This is a genomic window from Pontibacter sp. 13R65, from assembly GCF_047525655.1.
Lineage (GTDB): Bacteria > Bacteroidota > Bacteroidia > Cytophagales > Hymenobacteraceae > Pontibacter.
The window spans coordinates 15,087-36,242 of record NZ_JBLIQL010000008.1 but is presented as its reverse complement, the minus strand read 5'-3'; the positions used below and the strand labels follow the sequence as shown (position 1 = coordinate 36,242).

Genomic DNA, 21,156 nt, shown 5'->3' with positions numbered 1-21,156 from the left:
TGTTAGAGTGAATTTACTTTCAATAATACTGTGAAGAGGGAAATAACTGCTCTCCGAAGAGGATTGACCTTAAGGAGCTAAGACTGTTGGCTCCGAAGGTTTAAATTTGCAACACCTGCTGTTATAGCCTTGCCGATATATATAGCAAAGGTGAAGCACCTTCGCTATAAACTCCAGAAGAGCCTGCTATTTTGATTGGCTGAATCTCCCTGGCCTAGTGTTAACTTCCGATTTAAAAGCTGTTGCCGTGTAGAATATATCATAAAGTAATGTTTTGGTTGTGATACATATATGTCTAAATAAAGCTGCTCAAAAAGGTACTACCGATACCTTGCTTCTAGATTCAGATTTTAATTAAAGTCGTGAATACTATAATGCATATTGAACTAACGGTAGTACGATTTATACAAATTTGTCGGACTTAAAATGTATTTTCAATAAGTGTATAAAAAGTGTAGAAAATAATTCTGTATAACAAGGTGTAAAATGCTGTATTTCAATTAGTTGACTGCTTTATTTTTTCTTAAAAAAGTAGCTCTAGAGTAGGGTTGTTTTTCTGTAAAAACGAACGATAATTAGGTGGAAACTATAATGAGGGAGAGGATGTCATGGCTGTGCTAGGTGCACAATGATCCGAAAAGCACAGCCAACAGGAGCAGCAGGAAGATTGGTGACATCTGACGCCTCTCATACGGTGGACGGGTACAAATGCAATAGTAGATTAAGTTTGTTGCTGAAAGTAAAACAAATATTAATTGCCTTTCGGCCAAATGATAGAGCACTGGCAACAACAGGAAGTATTCATATGCTTTATGACCAAGGCAGACAATTACCAAGGCTTAACCTTTTATCGAGCACCTATAGGTCAGGTAATGACCAAACCATTACCTGGAGAGGCCTGGTGTAATGTTCTAATAAATAGCATCTGGAAGGCCATTTTCATTAGAAGAATTGCAAGCGATCAGGTTCCCTCATAAAAAACCGAGCCTCTACTCCTCCATCAGAAGGCTTTTATTTCCATGATCCTTTTCTCAAACTCCTCATTCGGCAGAATAGACCGGTTGCGCACTCTGGTTTTATAGTTGTAAATCGTGCTTACAGAGTACTCCAAGATTCGGGCAATTTGCTCATGGTCGTGAATGCCAATGCGTAGAAGCGCAAAGATCCGAAGCTCGATGTTGAGCGATTGATTGTCTTTCACTACTATTTTGTCTTCTTCAAGAAATAAGGAATTAAACACAGGCACAAAATTCGGGAAGAGCTTCATAAAAATCCTGTCGAAACTCAAGTACAGTGCCTCCCGCTCCTTTTTGAGGTTAATGGACTTCATAACGTGGTTTATCTCGTCATACTTGCGAGCCATCAGCTTCTTGTCGATCGATTTCTTAAACTTCTCGATTTTATCCAGATAATCAGAGTAAAGGTTAAAGGAGTGGCCAATATATTCCTCTTTTATTCTATTGGCCTCCATCAAACGCTCGTTCAGCTCCTGCAGGTTGTTATTGGCTTCTGTTACCGTACGTTTTGCTTCGCGAAGCTGCTTAAGCTGCCTGAAGATGATAATGGCAAATAAAATGACCATTAACGAAAGGATGGTAACGGCCACTGCATAGATAAACAAGGTTCGGCGTTGCCCCTCTACTGTCGCCAGCCTCTCTCCTTCTATAATGGGCAAGATAGCCGCCACCTGTATTTTCCGTTGCCGGGCGCCATAAAAGGTAGCATCGTTGAGGGCTTGTTTTATATAGTCGTAGGCGCGGCTTTCATCGCCGGTACTATAAAGGTACTCAGCCAGCTTCATCAGGGCAACAGCCTCTGTGGTAGAAGACCGGAGATCGGCGATAGATGCTCTTGCCATAAATTCTATGGCCTTTTCTGTATTGCCTGTCTCGTCGTAAGCAATGGCCAGCGAGGAAGCCGCAATCGCATACTCATGCTCCGACACCTCAAACCTGTCTAGGATCAGCTGAAAATTTGTTTTCGCTTTTTCATAGTTCTGTTCTTTAAGGCTTTTAAGACCAACTAAAGAATGATACTGTAAACTGTTCTGCTCGGTTAGCACAATGGCGGAGTCCAGGAGCATGTTGCCCGTTTTTATGTATTTATCGGCAAAAAAATGATCCATGTTATACGCTGCCAAATCGTAATAGGCGCGGGCCTTTAAGGCATAGTAATCAACTTTCATGCTGTCCGGGGTAGCATGCAGGTGCACAGCATTTAAAGAATCGAGTGTTTCTTTAAACATCCCGGACGAGAGCATTGTAAAACTCAGTTTAAGCCGGGCATAAGTTACACGGGTAGGATCCTGTAGTTTGTGCGCTGTTTCCTGTAGGTTGAGGGCATACGTAAAAGCAGAATCGAACTTAAAGGACCGGTACTCGAAGTAGAGCTCGTTGTACAGGTTAAACTGTTGTTCCAGCGACTGGTCATCTGCGGGAAGCTGCTGCTTTAGTTTATTGATCCTATCATTGGTTTTGCTGATGTAGGCATCGCGGTTGCGAATTACTGTGCTTAACTCTGTGAGTAAACTGTCGGGAGCAGCCATCGAAAAAAGATCGGGAGTATATACCAGGATAAATAATATTAACAAGATACTCCACCTTTTCATAGCTCGATTTGAGTTTAAATTGTATAAATCTCTCTAAGATAATTTTACTTAGGGTCATCTCAAAGTTCTGCCAACATTCATTCTTCTTAATTGCCTAAAAGCCTTAATAACCGGCTCAAAATAAGGCAAAAGAATCTGAAAGGCTTTAGAAGTAACAGCTATGCCGGAACTATTGTTAGGAAGTTTAACAGAAAAATAAAACAGCAATTTGCTGCAGCAACAAGCCTAGGACTTCCAAAAGCCAATGTAGGTTCGGAAGCCTCTTCTTATTAGAATAATTCAATAATTAGGAGGGAGTATATTTTTTGGACAACCTGTGTTATAACAGCAATTATGGAGTGCTTCAGCAACCTAGCACATACAAAAATCATTTCTTTAAGCTTAATGCCCGGCATCAGAAATGCCTTCAATCCAGTCGGCGGCGTCGCGATACGACTTAAAGTGCCTTACTTCTATGTCTGACTGAAAAGGCTTAATCGACTGGTGAGCTAATTCCTTAAACTGTTCAATATTAGGCGTATGACAAGTAATGCGCGCTAGTTTGCGCAGTGCAGAGTGCGATGCAACGGGTATCAGTACATCCATTACCCACTTCATATCTTCCAGGGTTACAGCCCCAATGTTGCTAGTATCCTGGATCCAGTACAGAATTTTGCTCTCCTGCAGAAAAACTGCGAAAACAGAAGCGGCATCGCGGTACTCTTGACCGGTGGGCTGTCGGGTCCATTCTGAGTATAAAAGTTTGTTATCCTCATCTACAATAAGATGCAGGTAAGAGTTACTAAATTCATATACTCCTTCTTGTAAGGTATCCACTTCCATAGAGGTTTCTCATTAAGGTGGCAGTTTAAGTGGGTGTTAGGTATCGTGATCAAGAATAAAACCAAGATTCGATTTTAAATGCAAAAAGCATTCGTCGGTATCCCGGTACTTTGCCAGCAGTGCGTCATAACCGGTTTCTGTTACTCTAATGTACATCAGCAATTCCGGTTCTTTCATATTCTGATAATAATACGAGTATTTCTTTAAGTGAGGTAATTCGCTATAAGCTATTAGCTTAAAGTTAAGTTCGAAGAACCTAAGCGAAATACTTTTCTTACCATTATCCATAATGGAAAAATCGATATTACCGCTTTTTAAAAAAGGAAGGAGGTGCTCGCTTATTTTTCCCATAATTGTAGCTTGTAAACTCGCCCAATCAATAATAATTACTTGCCAAGGTAAGTAAATAATGAACTTTGCAATGATTATTTTTATCTAAACAAATAAAAATACTGTTCTAATTTTGTAAATACTTAAAAATCAAGCTTAAAAATTAATCACCTGCTATTGCCTACAAATCTAATTTTCATCTACAGGGAGGATCCTGCCAGTTGCTTAAAGCAAGGCTGTAAAGTTCTAGTTTTAAAAAATATTATTCACTGGAGCTCTATTCTTTTAGTCTCCAAACAAAAAATATCTATTTTATGCTATACGATGTTTTTGGAGCTAACTGTCATGATTTTAATAACTTTATCCTAAAATAACACCTTGTGCAGCTTGCCAATATTAAACTGAGAACAAGCTGTGGAATAAGCTACTGTTATGGAATACTTGTAGTTCTATTTTTGAAAAATTGATAAGAGCAGCAGTAATTATAAAAAGTTTAATTTTTACCTGCTGTTCAGCCTCAAACTGTAGCTGACTTGTAAAAATTTCACAATCGCTATCGCCAATAATAAAATTTGAACCATTCATAACCTGCCTTACCGGTCTTTCTAACAGCTATCCCTGCTGCTGACTCAGTTGCTTCTGTCTTAGATTTCTGCTTTTGTTTAATTATTTTATTTCCTGCTCCAACTAAATCGGCTTTACATCAACTTGCATAAACTGTAAAGGGAGCAGGACACGCCATGATAGAGAGTACACAAAGAGCTTTTACTTTTGCCAATAGGTTTAGCTTTCAACTTTCATGGCTGCATGCAAGGAATTTTCTGCCAATTCTTCTAATGAAAATGCCCTTCCGGAGGCATTTTGGACGCTGAATGCTTAGTGCCTTGCCTGAGGGTGAAATTTACTAGTGCCAGAAGTTGCCATAACCAAAGTCACATAAACAACTACCCTAGCTTAAAGGATACCAGAGAATTATGAAAAAAGGGAAATACCTCAAGCAATTTACTTTCGCTCTGTCCTTACTTTCTGGTGCGGCTAGTGCCCAACATACCGATTTTAAATTTGATTTCGGTAGTGGTAAAACAGCTAAAGGTTACCAGGCTGTGCCTGCCACTGTAACCTATACACCGGCAGTTGGCTATGGCTTCGACTTTGGAACAACAGTGAAGGCGGTGAACCGCAAAGGAAAAAACGCGCTTACAAGTGATTTCGTGACGAGCGAAACTCCTTTTTACTTTTCGGTAAAGGTGCCAGAAGGGAATTACAGAGTAACCCTGACAATGGGCGATAAGTTAAAGAAAACCGTCACAACGGTGAAAGCTGAATCGCGCCGGCTGATGCTGGAACAAGTGGAGGCAGCTCCTGGAGAATTTGCCACCGAAACCTTTATCGTGAATATTAAAGACAGAAATATTGACCAGAAAAACCAGGTGAGTCTGAAACCCCGCGAGTTAACTAAGCTGGATTGGGACAATAAACTGACGCTGGAGTTTACCTGCCAAACACCTTTAAATGGGATCGAAATTACAAAAGTTGAAGACCAGGTTACAGTATACTTGGCTGGTAACTCTACTGTGGTAAATCAGGACGAGGAACCCTGGGCCTCCTGGGGGCAAATGATTCCCCGCTTTTTTAAACCTGGCGTTGCTATAGCGAACCATGCCGAATCCGGCTTATCGTTGGGCAGTTTTATGAGCAGCAAACGCCTCGACAAAGTTTTAAGTGTATTGCAGCCGGGAGATTTTGTGTTTATTGAGTTTGGGCATAACGACGAAAAAGAAAAAGGACCTGAGGATGGACCCTATAAATCTTACTCAGACAGACTGCACCATTTTGCCACCGCCATAAAAGCCAAAGGGGCCACTCCAGTTATCCTGACCCCTACCGCCCGCCGCTCTTTTAACCAGCAAGGTGAAATGACCAACTCACATGGTGACTACCCTGATGCAGCTAAGAAAGTTGCCGCCGCTGAAAATGTAGCATTAATTGACCTTACCTCCCTTACAACAACCCTTTACGAAACGCTGGGGCCGGAAGGTTCTAAAAAGGCCTTTGTTATTTATCCGGAACAAGGTCTTAATGATAACACACATTTTAACCCTTATGGTGCTTATCAAATCGCCAAGCTGGTTGCCCAAAGCATCAAAGACCAAGGATTAGGGCTGGCACAGTACCTGCACTCTACTCCCTCCTATACCCCTACCCAACCAGATGACTTCGAAAAGTTCAATTGGCCTCCTAGTCCAAAAGTTAGCATGCTAAAACCTGATGGGAACTAAGGCAGGAGCCCTTTATTTTTTACAAGATTACAAGCGATGAATTAGAAGAGTATTTTATCGGAAACAATACCCTTACAAACACTTGTAAAGCAATTAAAACTCCGCAACAGCACTCCTCCTACTTTAAAAATTAATTGAGCATCCTTTTAAGGTCTTCCACTTTAATATAAGTAGGTTTCTGTATAAAAAAAACCAAAGAGCAAAATGGTGCAGATAATGAACAGTCCTATTATTTAAAATCATTAACCTGCTTTTTTGAAAATTTTATGGTTTGGACAAACATTTTTCTGCCATGTCAAACTATACTTAATTCATTTTCAATTATACTTCTTTTACACAAAAATCTTTCTGATATCATAACAAAATAGGATTAGTGGCAGGATACCGCAGGACAGAACGGATTTCTTAAATTAGTTAATTTATACTACGCTTTTATAAGACGAATTTAATTCACTAAAACCAACAACATGAAGAAAAACTTACATTATGGTAGGTATGTGTTCTGGGCAATGACCTCTTTAGGACTTAGCACAACTGTCGTTAAGGCTGAAGGGAAACAGCCGTTGAGTGTACCTACCGCTGAACTTTCAGTGGTAAAAGGCCACCTATCAGACGTAACATTACTAAATATAAATGCCGTAGAGGTATCCGTTACTGGACGGGTGGTTGACGACACCGGGGAAGGTTTACCGGGTGTAAGCGTAGTAGTAAAAGGAACCACTACAGGAACTGCTACTGACATTGATGGCCGTTTTAGCCTGACTGTGCCGGATGGCAACGCAACATTGGTATTTTCTTACATTGGCTTCAGAACTCAGGAAATTGCCTTGAATAACCGGGCAGTAGTAAACGTAACCATGGCATCTGACGCCAAAGCCCTGCAAGAGGTAGTGGTAGTAGGTTACGGAACGCAAAAGAAAAGTGATTTAACTGGTGCCATAACCAGTGTTTCGGCGGCGGTAATAGAGGAGCGCCCGGTGCAAAACGTACTGCAAGCCATACAAGGTAGAGCACCTGGTGTAAACGTATCTACTAACGTTCGGCCGGGTGAGACTCCAAATGTGAGTATCCGTGGTAACCGGTCCCTTACAGCAGATAATGGCCCCCTTTATGTAGTCGACGGTATACCAATTGTGGCTGCACTGGGTGTAACCTCCTTCTCTATTAACGACATTCATCCTAATGACATTGCCTCCGTTGAAGTGCTGAAAGATGCGTCGGCTACGGCCATTTACGGCTCCAGGGGAGCAAATGGCGTGATACTTATCACTACTAAAAAAGGTACTGTCGGCAAGGTATCTGTTAACTACAACCACACCACCTCCCTTGATTCCTATAAAACACTGACTGACTGGATGGATGGTGGCCAGTACATCGACAGATGGCGTGAGTCCTTAATCTATGGTCGCAACTATCAGCTAACTACAAATACCAACTTAAACCAAGCTCCTACTATATGGTACCCGGATCCATTTCTTGACCAGGAAAAGATGAACCTAGGTGTAGACCAGAGATCGCGGGACAATGTGTGGTCAGCCTATGAATGGGAAGAATATGGCGTTACGCCAAAGCTGAGGGGCACTACGCCGGAAGAACAAGCTATGGGATGGCCGGCACAGGTACCGGTGTATAACTCTCAAAACATTAAAAGCTTCGATTGGAGAGATGCAGCAACCCGTACGGGTGTGACTCAAAATCATCAGCTTTCCCTCTCTTCCGGTTCCGAAACATCCAGAGTATACCTATCGCTTGGTTATTATGACCAAAAAGGTGTACAGCGCGACCAGGATTTTAAACGTTTTAACGTGAATCTGAATGGCGATATCTCACCTAAAAAATGGATAACAGTAGGGACATCTGTTATGGGTTCGTTTTCGTTGCAGAACTACGGTGTTAACCCCCCTAATACGAGCAACACAGGTTCTAAAGATCTTTTCTCTAGGGCCAATGATCAATTTCCGTTTGCCTTCCCAAGAGATGAAAATGGCGATTTTATCAAGAACACCGGACCTAACATCAACATCTGGAATCCTCTGATCGACATAGACCAGACCAAGAACGAAAGACGTTCATCGGCTATTATGGCCAATATGTACACAGAACTTAAATTTACACCTTGGTTGAAGTACCGGTTAAACTTTGGTGGTCAAATGCGTAACTTCCGAAATGGCGCTTGGACTGGTCCTGGAGCAACAAGTCACCTGAACAACCGCCCTAACACCGCCGGTTATAATCGCGAGGAGAATTTTTCGTGGGTGGCGGAGAACCTGCTCTTCATAGATAAGACTTTTGCAGATATCCATACCATTGGAGTTACCTTACTACAGTCTCAGCAATCCTCGAGAAGAGAGAATATTGGAGCCAACGTTTCGGGCACCATTATTCCTTTAAGTATGTGGTACGACTTGGGATCTAACACAGTAGGTCGCCCTGATGGCTACGGTACTGGCTTTACTGAGAACACGCTGATGTCGTGGATGGGTCGTGTTAACTATACCCTAATGAACAAGTATTTGTTAACAGCATCAGGCCGATACGATGGTTCATCTGTGCTAGCTCCGGGTAATAAGTGGGATTTCTTCCCATCTTTTGCACTCGCCTGGAAAATGCAGGAAGAGAAGTTCCTGCAGGATGTAACCTGGTTAAATGAACTGAAGCCACGTATCGGCTATGGTGTAACAGGTAATTCTTCGGTAAATCCTTATACCTCCTCCGGCCCTCTTAGCAGAAACCCTTATGCCTTTGGCTCTGTAGCTGGTATTGGTTATTTGCCACAGCTGGTGCAGAACCCGAACTTGAGCTGGGAAAAAACAGCACAAACAAACATAGGTTTAGATTTTGGAGTGCTTAATAGCCGCATTACAGGTTCTGTTGAACTATACGATTCCAGGACCTCAGACCTGATCATGCGCAGATCCCTACCTGCTGTTACAGGTTATGTAGAGAAATTTGAAAACATTGGGAAAACAAGGAATAGAGGCTTAGAACTTACCTTGTCTACTATTAATATTGAAACTCAAGACTTTACCTGGAGCACAGATTTTAATTTTTCCTCTAACAGAGAAGAAATTGTGGAGCTGATAAATGGTAAAGAAGACATGTTGGCAAATAACTGGTATATCGGGTATCCGGTTAGTGGTGTTTATCGCCATTACGATAATGCTGGAATTTGGCAGAACACCCCGGAAGACTTAGCAGAAATGGCAAAGTTCAATGCCAATCGCCATAACTTCTTCCCAGGATCCATCAAAATTGTGGACCAAAACGGAGACTACAGGATTGATGGTGAAGATTATGTGATCAGGGGTCACGACCGCCCAAAATGGATAGGTGGCCTAAATACAAACTTCCGTTACAAGAACTTGACTTTGCAATCTTTCATTTATGCAAGAATTGGCCAAACTTATTTTGGAGGCTATCCTAACTCTTATGGTGGTATTTGGCCAAATGGTCGGGTTGAAAACGACGTATGGACATTCCAGAATCCAGGTGGTCGCTGGCCAATGCCTTATAACGGAACCCTTGCATATGACAACTTTACGCCAGCAATGCAATTCCACGATGGCTCTTTTGTTACTGTCAGAAACATCTCTCTTTCATATGACTTCCCTCAACAAGTATTGACCAGATTCCTCTTAAATAACCTGCAGCTGAATTTCCAGGTACTGAATCCTTTCATTTTTGGAGGCGATATCGTGAAAATGGGTCTGAACCCGGATGACGACACAAACTGGGGAAGACAATCGCAGGCTAACAGCAATAACACCGCGCCTTTAGGTGGTACCAACAACAATACCATCTTACCGCAGAGTGTAGTATTTGGGGTTAGAGTAGGTTTCTAAATAAAATTTCTAAAGAACACTTTTATTATGAAAAAATATATTGCCATACTACTGTTAGCCTCTTCCACCTTGTCTTGTAAGGACTTTCTGGAAGAAGAGCAGGTAGCGAACCTGACACAGAACTATTTTAATAACGAGAACGGGCTGGAGTCTTTAATTAAAGGCCTTTATGTATATGCCCGGGTTAAACATGAATGGGATGCCAATGGAGCCAGGCTAATAGAGCCTGAAACAGATGCTTACCGCACCGTAGCCGTTGGTTTCGCCAGAATGGGGGTTGCCGAATATGGCTCCGATGTGAGCAACATTGCGTCTAATGTGAACAACTACCTTGGCGCAGCCAATTCCGGCAACGCACCTATGGGTGCCTATCCGCACATCAACAACTGTAACATTGCGCTTGATGTTATAGACAACATCAAGCCAGGCAGGTTTGGTACAGATGAAGCCTACCGGAACACCAGAAGAGCTGAGATCCTGTTTTTGCGTTCTTGGGCATATTACCTGATATCAAACCAACTGGGCGATGTTCCCCTGTTACTGGAACCGAAAAGAGAAGATAACGGCATCTACCATTATCCCAAAGCCAAGCTGGAGGATATTTACAAGCAGATTATCTCTGACATGACTTTTGCCTACCAGCACCTTCCAGCCACGGTTAGTGAAAGTGGCCGAGTAACGAAATGGGCGGCCGGGCACTTCCTGTCGAAACTATACCTGAACCGTGCTCAGGCTGCCGGCTTCCAGAATAGTTCTGAAGAGCACCTGCGCATGCTGTACAAAGGTAATGTACCCACCGACCTTGACTCTGTGATTACGGTAGCATCTGAAGTAATTACAGGTACAGGCGGCGTTCTTGCCCCAGACTATTGGACCCTGTTCAACCCAGCGGTGTCTGAAACATCTCCACATCCGGAGGTGTTGTGGTCAGCTCAGTTCGATGCTAACACTGCCCTTAACGGTCGCTTTCAAAACAGATCGGTTAACTATCATATCGGCGATTATACCTTTCAATCGGGTGTAACACGAGCTATGGCGTATGGCCGCCCGTTTGGCACGTTCAGACCAACAGACTGGGGTTACGACAACTTCCGCGACAAAGTAAACGACTCTCGTTACTATAAAACTTTTCAGTACGAGTACATCAGCAACATGCCGGCAGCCACCACCTCCTCCTACAGCTGGACTTCAGCAGCGGCAGCCTGGTGGAACGCCAATAAACCCGCGGACCAACCTACTGTAACTGCTGGTGAGAAAAGGATTCAGAACGGTCGCAGAGCAATTATCTACTTAGAAAATCAAAGAGACGAAGCGCTCGATTCTGCCATGGTCATGAGTATGCCGTTCCAGTTCATGGTGCGTTGGGTAAGATCAGCCAAAACAGGCCGTTACTACTACAGGCTGTTTATTGATGGTTCAGATATGGGGCTTGCCACTAACCGCCAGGCACCTTACTTGTCATCTAAAAAATATGTGGATCCAATGCGTGGTGGTAGCGCCATCGAGGCCAACTTTAACAGCGAGTCTGGCACCCGCGATGCACTTTTAATGCGTCTGGCAGAAACCTATATGATTAGAGCGGAGGCTTATGGCCGCAAGGGCCTGTATGCTCAGGCTGTTGCTGATATAAACATTCTGCGCCAGAGAGCGGCCTACAAGCCAGGCGAAAACCGGCCAAATGTTCTGGCAGAGTTCGAGCCCAAAAGAACTACCCTCGATCCTGCTGAACTTGTGGCTCCCTACACCACTACCTCTAATGCTTTTGAGAAAATCCGTGTAACAGAAAACCATTTCACACCAGGTACTCCAGAGGCACAGGCCGAAGGTTATATTCCTACTGTAATGTCGAAAGAGGATATGTTCATCCACTTCATTTACAACGAAAAGGCGCGCGAATTTTTATCAGAAGGCATTGCCTGGGAAGACCTGCACAATGCTGGTATTCTGTATGAGCGGGTTGTTTACCTGAACCAGATGGCCTCTGACAGAACAGGCTTATGGCCAGTTGCTGCCAACCCGGCCAGCGGTAACGGTCAGGATGGCAACGGCAAAGGCTTAATGCAGAAACATTATACTTTCAGAGTTTGGCCAAATGCTTACCTGGTGCAGCTTACCGACGAAAATGGTGATGCACTTAGTGCAGAGGCAAGAAGAGCATATCAAAACCCTGGTTACAATTAAGGTGATAGCAGTATTTTAACTCTTAATAATTTGAAAAAGGCTGCCAAGTTGAGCAGCCTTTTTTTATATATATTTTTATTATCCTAAAATTCATGGATTTAAATCAACTTAACTTCGATTAATTTAGTATATCATTATTATAAGCTAATTAATTCTCAGCACTTTGCTTTCACTCCTAAATAGTGGTGATTTATTAATCAGCCCCCTAGCCTATACAGCAATATAATCTGGATATATAATTACTGAACAGAGACAACCTTTATATCTTCGCCCATAAACCTATTTGTACTGCCTGGCATGAATCCGAAAATACAACGACTCAAAATAAGCTTCCGGTCTATTGGGGTTAGCTTGCTGGTAGTGCTGTCTCTGGAATCCTGCGCTGTAACCGATACTGTTGTAAGCAGGCATACCTCTGACCAACCTGCCCGCTCCCGCACCCTCTCCCACGTTGGTCCTACTCATTGGTCCTACTTTTGGGGAATCTTAAAAGCAGCAGATTGGGACGCAGGCTGCCAATCAGGTAGCGACATGACCCGCGTGCGAGTCCGTACAAACCCGCTTTTTATAACTATTTCGTTTGTTAGCCTTGGTCTGGTAATTCCCCAGCGGTTGGAATGGGACTGTGCCCCACCCTCCAGAGACACCGGCACCATCGGCGGTGATTAGTGGCAGGCTATCAAAGGGAAAGACCTCAGCTAAATAGGAACTAAGATTTCTAATTGAGGAGTGAGAGTATTCGATGTTAACTGGCAGGAAGTCCTTCTGAGCCTCAGAAAGCATTACAACCCTTAGCAATAAATGGTTTTAAAGGGCTCCGGGAGACCAAATCCATTAGAATAATTTCAGGTTTGACATCTATAAACCAAATCACTAAGTTTCATTTCATACTTTGTCCTTATGTCAGTTCTACCACCAGGAATCGAGCTTTTTCATCCGGATGACCCATGGGAGAATGCCCACCAGAACTTCAAACACCGGTTTAAACCAGGCGCATCTTTTACGCTGCGGGTACAAAACAATCAGTCGCTGCTGCAGGACTACAATGCTACTACGGCCAATATACAGTGGCTCATCAGGAATGCCATTCAAACGAATACACCACTCCGAGCCATGGGGAACAACTGGTCATTTTCGCCGGTAGCCATGTGCAACGGAGGCATGGTCAACACAAAAGCGCTGAACCTGCGCTTTACGCTTGGCAACTCTTCTCTTTCGCAGAATTACAAACAAAGCGGCAAGAGTAAAGAAGACATATTCTTTGTGCAGTGTGGCATGAGTATACTAGAGCTGAACGAAGTGCTTGAAACTCAATACAGACGCTGCCTTATGGCTTCAGGCGGTAGCAACGGGCAATCGGTAGCAGGTGCTACGGCTACAGGCACACACGGCGGCGCTTTGTATACCGGTGCGGTTCACGATGCCATTGTAGGGCTGCACATAGTTACAGGACCAAATCGACATGTGTGGTTGGAACGCGCCTCTGCGCCAGTTGTTTCCGATGAGTTTACTAGGGCCTTGGGTGCCGAAGCTATTCGTGATGACGACATGTTTCAGGCTGCCGTTGTATCATTTGGGAGTTTTGGCATTATTCATGGCGTGTTGCTGCAGGTAGAGCCATTGTTTCTGCTGCAGGAATTCCGCTTCGACCACGTACCCTATACACCAGCACTTAAGCAGGCTATTGAGCATTTGGACATGGAGATGCTCCGCCACATACTCAACCAGCTGGCCAGCCAAAGTGGCCTGCCAGTAAACCAGCAGGTAAAAATGCCTGTGCAGTCTGATGCCATGAAGCTTTACCACCTGGAGATGGCGCTGAACCCTCATCACTTTGAGCCCGGCAACAAAGAAAAAGGCCTCTACATCCGCACCTTCTACAAAATACCTTGCCCTCCCTCTTACCAGCCAGTACACAACCGGCTAGAGAGTGGCAGAACCTTTAGCCCTGACCTGAATGGAATAATCTCGCGTGTGTTGGAGGCAGCAGGACCGACTTTGAATATGGTCACTATAAAACCCCTCATGAACGCTCTTTTTAACAGTACCCTTCGGGCTGCTCAGCCTCAGCCAATGACCATAGGCGAAACCTTTCGTCACACCCGCTTTAAGGGCCAGATAGCCAGTGCTGCCCTGGCCGTTGCCACTACGGATGTCTTTAAAGTAATAGATGTAATACTGGTCCTGAACAACAGGCAACCATTTGCAGGAGGCATTGCCTTACGTTTTGTCAAGGGCACTTCGGCTCTGCTCGGCTTTACAAAATTTGCCAAATCCTGCGTTCTTGAGATGGATGGTGTGGATGCGCCTTTTACCCGGCAGTTTTTTTCGGATGTATGGCACCGACTGGAGGCGCTCCACATTCCTTACACCCTGCATTGGGGCAAACTCAATTTCATTTTAAATGAGCAAAGGGTACGGCAAATGTATGGCAACCAGCAGGTAGAAAAATGGCTGCAGTGCCGGGCCGCTCTACTCGATGCGCCTACAAGAAAAGTGTTTACCAACGATTTTATGGTGCAATGCGGCCTGGATAAAACACCGGCAACACCCTTCTCATAGTAGGTTCAGCTGGCAATTCTTCTAATGAAAATGTGCTTCGGGAGCCTTTTTTTCAACTCTTCGCAGTAGTACTGCCTAGGCAAAACCACACAGCACCTCTTCTTCTACTTACAAACCTAAAATAAAGCAGGTAACACCGGTGGTATAGTATGCTGCTGCCCATATTACATTATTTAGGACTTTCGCACTTTAAGCATAAGCAATGTCAGGTTTTAGCAGTTGCTGACAGAGATAATTATCCAGTAGCCCCTTCTTGAGTTTATATGCCGTCTGTCCATAGTAGTATGCCAAGTTCTTGAGCCTTGTCCACACCAAGTTTGCTGCCAGGATGTGGTTTCGCTGCGCCCGAGCCAGGTGGCACTGCGCCTGTTCAATGCCTGTGAGCTGCTTTTCCTCGCGGTGAAGCTGCTCGATGCTCCATCTCAGGCTGCAGATCTCTTTTACAGCCTGAAGGTCATCTTGCTCCATATCGTTTGTGACGATGTAGTCCGTGCGGTGGGTGGACACCTCAACCCGGAATAGCTTCACTTTCACATCCATGGGAAACTTGTGGAGTTTGACAACTTTGCCCTTAGCAAGCTCCTGTTGGTTCCACTCTAACTTATCGACAGGCCGGTAAGGCTGTTGGCCTGAAGAATCGTCCACCTTCCTGTTGCTCTTGACAGGGCAGTAGAAGGTCTTCCCCTCCTTTATCAGGTACTTCATCACCTCTGTTGTGGCATACCAGCTGTCCATAAGCACCGTCTGGAACAGCACACCCCTCTCCTTGAGCTTCCCAAGCATGTCCAGCACGTGGTCTAGTTTGCTCTTGCCATCAGCATCAGGGGCAAAGATGCGGAAGTCTATGAGCCAGAACTGCTTGTTGATGGGGTCCAGGTAAAGGCAGTTGACAACGCCGATGCCCCTGATGATGCCGTGCGCGTTGCCCGAATATTGCCGCCTGACCAGCCCCATGACCCGCGAGTGCCGCTTGTCGAGCACCGTATCATCAAAAAGGATAAAGGCAAACGAGGACTGAGTGATCAGCGGGCTTACCTTCTCCCAAAGTAAACGTGGTGTGAGCTTCTCATCCCGCAGGAAACGGTGAACTGAATCATGACTAAGCCCCGCCAGATGGTCGGCAAAGTAGGTACAAGTATAGTTAAGTTGAGTACTCAATAGGTACTGGCAGTACATGTCAAGTTGCGTTTTCATAGCAATTTTACCTCCTACTGCTTTTATCGTTATTCAACCTCTTGGGTTATTTTGCGAAAGTCCTAATTATTCTTTCTCTACTTCACTGCTCCGTTACTGCTTCAAATCCGGCAAACGTATTCTTCTGCCAACCTGCTCTGGAAGAGGGCAAAGTAAACAGAGGAACTTCTTTGTGCGCCACCATTTTAGCAGTTACACTTTTGTTTATAACCCCTAATTATTAAAAATAACCCATTACAGCGAAACAACGTACGTCACTCATTATTGATACCTTAGCAAAAAATCGTCTGCCTTAGGCGTTACCTGAAGCCTCACATGAATTTATATAAGTTTTTAGTACATCTTCCTGATTCAGTTGTATTGTTGTCGCCTGACCTGAAGGTTTTGGAAGCGACAGATAAATATTTAGAGATTACAAGGCGAACCCGGGAAGAACTAATTGGACAAAGTTTCCTGGAATCTTTTCCTGATAACCCGGATGATCCTAACTCCCGAAATGGTTACTTACTGCGCCAGTCGCTGGAAACTGTACTGCAAACCAGGAAAACTGATTATCTGGAAGTGCTGCGTTATGATATTCCCAAGCCGGCATCAGAAGGTGGTGGCTACTATTTGCGTTACTGGGAAGCAATACATACTCCTGTGCTAGACGATGAAGGAGAAGTAAGCTTCATTATTCAAAAAACCTCCGATGTAACAGAGCGGGAATTAAGCAAACGTGCTTTGGCCATTGAAGAAAGTAAGTTTAAGTTTATGGCGGATGCCATGCCACAACTTATTTTTACTACAGACGCTACCGGCAATCTTACTTACCTGAACCAACGCTGGCAAACCTTTACCGGCATCTCACTGCAAGAGCTGCAAGCAAACAACTGGCATCAAGTTATTCACCCCAACGATCTGCCTTCCATTACGGCAAAGTGGCAGGAGGCCATGGAGCATGGCAAAGAGATGCAGGCCGAAATACGCAAACGCGATAAACTTGGCGTGTACCGCTGGCACCTCTGCAGAAGCCTGCCTATGCACGACGAGGAGGGGAACATTGTGATGTGGGTAGGCAGCTCCACCGATATTCACGAAACCCGCCAGCTGGTGTTAGAACTGCTGGAGTCGAACGAGCAAATGGTGGCGCTTTCGGACCAGGTGCAGCATTCTTTTCTAAAGGCAGAAGCAGAACGGAAAATAATGGAGCAGCTTATTCATAAGGCACCGTTTTTCTGCTGCACGTTAAAAGGCCCCGATCACCGGTATGAGCTCGTGAATGAGAATTACCAGAAACTTTTACCCAGCAAGGATATGTTAGGTAAATCTGTTGCAGAGGTTCTGCCAGAGGTAGTGGAGCAGGGCTTTCTTCAAATTCTGGACAAGGTGTACACCACAGGAGAAGATTTTGTAGCGGAAGGCGTGCCCATTAAGTTAGACCGGTACAACAACAACCAGCTCGAAGAGATGTACCTCACATTTATATACCAGGCCATGCGCAACGAGCACGGCGAGATAATAGGTATACTTGTTTTTGGCTACGATGTAACGGAGCAGGAACAGAACAAACAAAAGATAAGCAAACCGGAACTAAACTAAATTAAGGCGTGCAGAAAACACACTATAGAGGAATAGCAGGCAACGCATGGAATTAGCGAAGATAGACTTTCAACAGCTTCGGGTTAAGCATATTTTCTTCAAGACAAAGGTGCGGGCATTGCTATATGGAGGTACGTTCGACGAAAACTTTTTTTCGCCGAAAGGTCTTGTCAGTTCCTGGTTCGACTCCGTTGGCAGTGTCCGGTATGCCAAAGAGCCAGAAATTAGGGAATTAGCCAAAATACACCATAACCTGAACATAGCTGCCACAGCCTTGGTGCGACAATACAACAACGGACAAATAGATCAGGCTCACGAAGGTTTAAAAGGAATAGATTTACTTTCAGACCAATTTCTGACACTTCTCACCCAGGTAGAACAAAGGCTCTCCGCCAGCATCAGCTGACGTGGTACAGGCCAATGTAACCCTATCTATCCTAAAGTGTAAAGGGAGAATAACCTTAATATATTTACTTCAGGCATGGCAGAATGCCCAACCCACCTCCTTTATTTTCAACTGAACCAACTGCTTTTCAAGCTAAGACTAAATTTTTCTGCTTGAACAATCTTATCACTTAGTGCCATACTATCATGATCCTTTATCAAAATAGCTTAATCTGTTTAAATTACGATCCTTCTTCTGATATAATAGTAGTAGAATATAAAGAATTGCATAACGTTCTGATTCCGGAAATAAAGCACAGTATTCATATCCTGATTGAGACGGTAAAAAATTACGATATAAAACGAATATTGCTCGATTCTTCCCAAACCAAAAAGATTGTAAACGAGGACAATGCTTTTGAAATTACTATGTTCCTGGCCAAAGAGATGCTGAAGACAAGGATTCAGAAAGTGGCCCGTTTACAGTCTCCGAGCTCCGATGTAGAGAATTCTACACAAAGTAATTGGGCCCTCGTAAAAACTTTGTGGCCGATTCCTTTCGATCTTCAGGATTTTAGAAACAAACAGGAAGCACTGCTATGGCTGAAAGAAATATAAAAGTAGGCTCCTACGTTTTTACACTGTAAGTAGCTACTTCTCTTCTGCCTGTTAGGTGTTTTAAAAAGTGAATTAAAATGATGTCGAATGTTACTTAGAGTAACTGATGATACTGGGGAAGATATTGTTTGTGAATCAACCCAGATTCTTCCAATGCTCCTTTACCTTAAAAATGGCTCCGGAAGGGCTTTTTTATTAGAAGAATTTGATTAATTGCATGTGGTAGCTACAGCGCAGACACCTTTGCCAGGTGTACCACCTGAATCGCCACAGTTGGGAGTAGAGACCTTTCCAAAAAATCGTTCAGCGAGTTCCTGTTTTGTTGATTTTTCAGGATTCCCCTCCTTTTTTCAAGCAAAAGGGTGCTGCAGGCGGGGTAGTTGCTTGTACTAAGACATAAAATAACACCATCAAGGCAATGACATTACCCAGCTCTCACAACTAAATCAGGTACTGTACAAACTAAAACTACCAAACCAGTAGTTTTTGCTGCTGAACCCTGCTCAAAAAATCTCTACAAGATATCAGGTGAAGGTGAGGCAAAATTGTACGGAACTTGGTTGATACAATTTGTGAACACTTTCTGGTAATCCAGCCCACCTGCTAAGCAAAAACCACGAGCAACATGGCCTGCCAATTAACCCTATTGCTCGTGGTACTATTTAAAACAATTAAACTGTAAAGAATTGATTTATACGAGTACCGAGTCAGAGAGAGTGAACTCAGGTAAACGGATTATCTCGCCGCCATTCATGGCGGATTCGTGCGCCAGAATGCCCACGCAGGTGATGTTGGCAGACTGTCGCGCGTTAGGATATGGCTCACGCCCCTCCACCAGGGCACTTACAAATTCGTGTACCAGGTGCGGGTGTGAACCACCGTGGCCGGCACCCTGAATAAAGGATAGGTGCTGATTACTATCGGAGTCATAAACGCCGGCCTGAGTAAACGACTGGATCTCAGTTGGCAGCAGATGGGCATAATCCGGGATCTTTACGCGCTCCGGCTCCTCTCCAGTATGTATTACACTGTCTTCGTGCTCAATTTGTTTCCACTCAAACGATTTTTTGGAACCATACACATCAAAGCTTTCGCGGTACTGGCGGGCTGTGTTAAATAGTGAGCGGGTAACCTCAGCGGCCAGATCGGAGTCTTTAAACTTTATATGGCAGGTTTCTATGGCAAAAGGAGACCCATATTTGGGTATAAGTTCTTCGTCTATTCTACCAGAGCCAAAACACGATACATACTCTGCCTCTGCCCGTGGCAGCGCCAGCACAGGTCCTACACAATGTGTAGCGTAATGCATCGGTGGCAGTCCTTCCCAATAGCCGGGCCAACCAGCCATTTCCTGCTGGTGCGAAGCCCTTAAAAACTGAATTTTACCTAACTCTCCTTTTTCGTACATTTCTTTCACAAACAGAAACTCCCGGCTATAGACCACTGTCTCCATCATCATATAGGTCAGGCCGGTTTCCTGCACCAGCTCCACAATCTGACGGCATTCTTCAACGGTAGTAGCCATAGGCACAGTGCAAGCCACGTGTTTGCCCGCCCGCAAAGCGGCTATTGATTGCTCTGCATGGTTTTGAATGGGCGTGTTAATGTGCACCGCATCAATTGTAGGGTCTTTCAGCATTTCATCGAAATCGGTGTACCTGTTTGCAATGCCAAAAGCATCTCCGATTTCATCTACTTTGCTTTGGGTACGCTGGCAAATGGCGTACATGTTCGCGTATGGGTGTTTCTGGTAAATGGGAATAAATTCGGCTCCAAACCCAAGGCCTACAATGGCTATGTTTATTTGTTTCTCGCTCATGTGTGTTGCTTGTTTTGATTTATTTTGATTTTACAAAGTCTGGTAATTTATCGGGCTGGCGGGTGCTGCAGGCAGAGGCTCGGCTGCCCACTTTTTCAGGAACTGGAGCCCCTCCTGAGCAAAACCATCCTGGCTGGGCACCAGTGGGCGCCATATACAAACGGCTCCGGCCAACTCCTTCACCTCCGGCGTAAAACTTTCAATCGACACGGCACCCGTATAGCCAATCGTGGTCAGGCCTCGTTTGTACGCATCCCAGCGGGTTTGGCCGGTGCCAGGAGTGCCTCTGTAGTTCTCAGACACCTGCACATGTATGAGCTTTTCTCCTGCTAATAAAATGGCTTTCTCAATATCGGGTTCTTCAATGTTCATATGGAAGCCATCGAGTAGCACTTTAGCAGCCGGATGGTTAATGTCCTGCACCAGTTGCATCACATCCTGGGCCGTATTGATCAGGTCCGACTCAAAGCGGTTTAGTGGCTCCAGGGCAATCTCCAGGCCACGAGCATCTGCCTGCACGCAGACCTTTTGCAGGTTCGTAACGGCCCGCTCCCACTCCACCTGCTTCTGCTCTGCAGACACCAGCCGGGCTTTTCCTACTGCCGAGTACATGGGGCCTGCAAAAAACTTAGCGCCCAATCCTACGCAAATATCCAGACAGGCTTCTATATAATCCATGCTGGTTTTATGGTAGGCCGGATCATCGTGGGTGAGGTCGCGGCTCGTGCCAAATGCCCCGCAAATTACTGGTTCCAGCTCGTGCAGTGCCAGGGCAGCCTTTACTCTAACGATGTCCACAAGAGCAGGGTCCTCCACCGGTATCTCCACCAGATCGTAGCCCATGGCTTTTATTTTGGGAAACAAGGCGATTGTTTCAGTGCTGAAAGGTGAAGTCCAGAGCCAGGTGCTGACTCCAAATTTTAGGTCTAAGCTCAT

Annotated in this window: 14 protein-coding genes; 8 read left to right on the top strand and 6 right to left on the bottom strand. The window is 44.6% G+C overall.

The window, feature by feature from the left end; translation table 11 throughout:
- Window positions 1-1,000 precede the first annotated feature (1,000 nt).
- The 3 genes from ACMA1I_RS11565 to ACMA1I_RS11555 form a co-directional block, all read right to left on the bottom strand.
- On the bottom strand, window positions 1,001-2,608 hold the full coding sequence (locus tag ACMA1I_RS11565; RefSeq protein WP_337068493.1) for a DUF6377 domain-containing protein: 1,608 nt from the start codon (window positions 2,606-2,608) through the stop codon (window positions 1,001-1,003).
- 381 nt (window positions 2,609-2,989) lie between these two features.
- The gene (locus ACMA1I_RS11560; protein ID WP_337068492.1) at window positions 2,990-3,430 is read right to left on the bottom strand and encodes a hypothetical protein; all 441 of its coding nucleotides are present in this window, start codon (window positions 3,428-3,430) and stop codon (window positions 2,990-2,992) included.
- Between the two features lie 36 nt (window positions 3,431-3,466).
- A complete protein-coding gene (locus ACMA1I_RS11555) occupies window positions 3,467-3,781 on the bottom strand; it encodes a hypothetical protein (protein WP_337068491.1) in 315 nt (104 codons plus the stop codon).
- Window positions 3,782-4,734: 953 nt separating this feature from the next.
- On the opposite strand from ACMA1I_RS11555, the gene ACMA1I_RS11550 reads away from it, so the two are divergent.
- The 5 genes from ACMA1I_RS11550 (at window position 4,735) to ACMA1I_RS11530 (ending at window position 14,624) form a co-directional block, all read left to right on the top strand.
- On the top strand, window positions 4,735-6,039 hold the full coding sequence (locus tag ACMA1I_RS11550; RefSeq protein WP_337068490.1) for a rhamnogalacturonan acetylesterase: 1,305 nt from the start codon (window positions 4,735-4,737) through the stop codon (window positions 6,037-6,039).
- A gap of 467 nt (window positions 6,040-6,506) precedes the next feature.
- Window positions 6,507-9,881 (top strand): TonB-dependent receptor, encoded by a 3,375-nt coding sequence (locus tag ACMA1I_RS11545; protein WP_337068489.1) that lies wholly within the window; start codon window positions 6,507-6,509, stop codon window positions 9,879-9,881.
- A 27-nt stretch (window positions 9,882-9,908) separates the two neighbouring features.
- The gene (locus tag ACMA1I_RS11540; RefSeq protein WP_337068488.1) at window positions 9,909-12,062 is read left to right on the top strand and encodes a RagB/SusD family nutrient uptake outer membrane protein; all 2,154 of its coding nucleotides are present in this window, start codon (window positions 9,909-9,911) and stop codon (window positions 12,060-12,062) included.
- Between the two features lie 297 nt (window positions 12,063-12,359).
- On the top strand, window positions 12,360-12,731 hold the full coding sequence (locus ACMA1I_RS11535) for a hypothetical protein (protein ID WP_337068487.1): 372 nt from the start codon (window positions 12,360-12,362) through the stop codon (window positions 12,729-12,731).
- A 231-nt stretch (window positions 12,732-12,962) separates the two neighbouring features.
- Window positions 12,963-14,624 carry an FAD-binding protein gene (locus ACMA1I_RS11530; protein WP_337068486.1) on the top strand — a complete coding sequence of 554 codons (1,662 nt, stop codon included), beginning with the start codon at window positions 12,963-12,965 and terminating at the stop codon, window positions 14,622-14,624.
- Window positions 14,625-14,813: 189 nt separating this feature from the next.
- On the opposite strand, the gene ACMA1I_RS11525 is transcribed toward ACMA1I_RS11530, so the two are convergent.
- Window positions 14,814-15,818, bottom strand: a complete 1,005-nt coding sequence (locus ACMA1I_RS11525; RefSeq protein WP_337068485.1) for a transposase — start codon at window positions 15,816-15,818, stop codon at window positions 14,814-14,816.
- Between the two features lie 315 nt (window positions 15,819-16,133).
- Between ACMA1I_RS11525 and ACMA1I_RS11520 the strand changes: the two genes are divergently transcribed.
- The 3 genes from ACMA1I_RS11520 to ACMA1I_RS11510 all read left to right on the top strand — a co-directional run bounded on the left by ACMA1I_RS11520 (window position 16,134) and on the right by ACMA1I_RS11510 (window position 18,401).
- Window positions 16,134-17,399, top strand: coding sequence for a PAS domain-containing protein (locus tag ACMA1I_RS11520; protein WP_337068484.1), 1,266 nt, complete (start codon window positions 16,134-16,136; stop codon window positions 17,397-17,399).
- A 46-nt stretch (window positions 17,400-17,445) separates the two neighbouring features.
- The gene (locus ACMA1I_RS11515) at window positions 17,446-17,805 is read left to right on the top strand and encodes a histidine kinase (protein ID WP_337068483.1); all 360 of its coding nucleotides are present in this window, start codon (window positions 17,446-17,448) and stop codon (window positions 17,803-17,805) included.
- Window positions 17,806-17,990: 185 nt separating this feature from the next.
- Complete coding sequence (locus ACMA1I_RS11510; protein WP_337068482.1) at window positions 17,991-18,401, top strand: hypothetical protein; 411 nt, start codon at window positions 17,991-17,993, stop codon at window positions 18,399-18,401.
- Window positions 18,402-19,092: 691 nt separating this feature from the next.
- Here the strand turns inward: ACMA1I_RS11510 and ACMA1I_RS11505 are convergent.
- Both ACMA1I_RS11505 and ACMA1I_RS11500 read right to left on the bottom strand, forming a co-directional pair.
- Window positions 19,093-20,220 (bottom strand): Gfo/Idh/MocA family oxidoreductase, encoded by a 1,128-nt coding sequence (locus ACMA1I_RS11505; RefSeq protein WP_337068481.1) that lies wholly within the window; start codon window positions 20,218-20,220, stop codon window positions 19,093-19,095.
- A gap of 30 nt (window positions 20,221-20,250) precedes the next feature.
- The gene (locus tag ACMA1I_RS11500; RefSeq protein ID WP_337068480.1) at window positions 20,251-21,156 is read right to left on the bottom strand and encodes a sugar phosphate isomerase/epimerase; all 906 of its coding nucleotides are present in this window, start codon (window positions 21,154-21,156) and stop codon (window positions 20,251-20,253) included.